The following is a 644-nucleotide window of genomic DNA, read 5'->3' as shown; positions in this document are numbered from 1 at the left end:
ACATAGGCCGCCACCACCTCGCTGGCGGCGATGCGCACCGTGCCCTCGATCGCTTCGACCGACCCCAGCGCCAGCAGCGAAAAGGCGCTCGCCTGCTCGCTCACGGCGCGGCCGCGTTCGTAGAGCACGCTGCCGGCCTCGGTCAGCGCGTAGCCGCTGCGGCCGCGACGGAACAGCGTCACGCCGAGCGCCTGCTCCAGCTCGGCGATGTGCCGGCCGAGTGTCGGCTGGCTCGCCGCAAGCTTTCGCGCGGCGGCCGACAGGCTGCCGGTCTCCGCCACGGCGACGAAACTCTTGATCAGGTTCCAGTCGATCTGTGTCATTCATTTATGAATATCAGAACGTCAACTTCAGTCAATTTCCATTCGTTTGCGAAAGACACAGATTGAGGGCCCAACGCAAACACGGAGACGAGAAATGACCAAGATAGCAATCCTCGGCGCCAACGGCCGGCTCGGCCGCGTCGTCGGCAAGGCCTTCATCGACGCCGGCTTCGACGTCCGCGCCGTCACCCGCAGCGGCAAGGTGCCGGCCGAGCTCAAGGGCGCCGCGGCGATAGCCGGCGATGCGCTCGACCGCGGCTCGCTGATCCGCGCAACGCAAGGCGTCGACATCATCTTCAACGGCCTCAACCCGATCTACAC

At 65.8% G+C, this 644-nt stretch carries 2 protein-coding genes; one reads left to right on the top strand and one right to left on the bottom strand.

Features of this window, described 5'->3' with window-relative positions; translation table 11 throughout:
• On the bottom strand, nucleotides 1-323 hold a 323-nt coding region (locus EN780_RS36580), incomplete at its 3' end, for a LysR family transcriptional regulator (RefSeq protein WP_133372972.1).
• 94 nt (nucleotides 324-417) lie between these two features.
• Here EN780_RS36580 and EN780_RS36575 point away from each other — a divergent pair.
• Nucleotides 418-644 (top strand): NmrA family NAD(P)-binding protein (locus tag EN780_RS36575; protein WP_148674717.1); only part of this gene is annotated, 227 nt, incomplete at its 3' end.

The organism is Mesorhizobium sp. M4B.F.Ca.ET.089.01.1.1 (assembly GCF_004022605.1).
GTDB lineage: Bacteria > Pseudomonadota > Alphaproteobacteria > Rhizobiales > Rhizobiaceae > Mesorhizobium > Mesorhizobium abyssinicae.
Note: the sequence above shows the minus strand (reverse complement) of the source record. Positions and strands in the feature narration are given on the sequence as shown.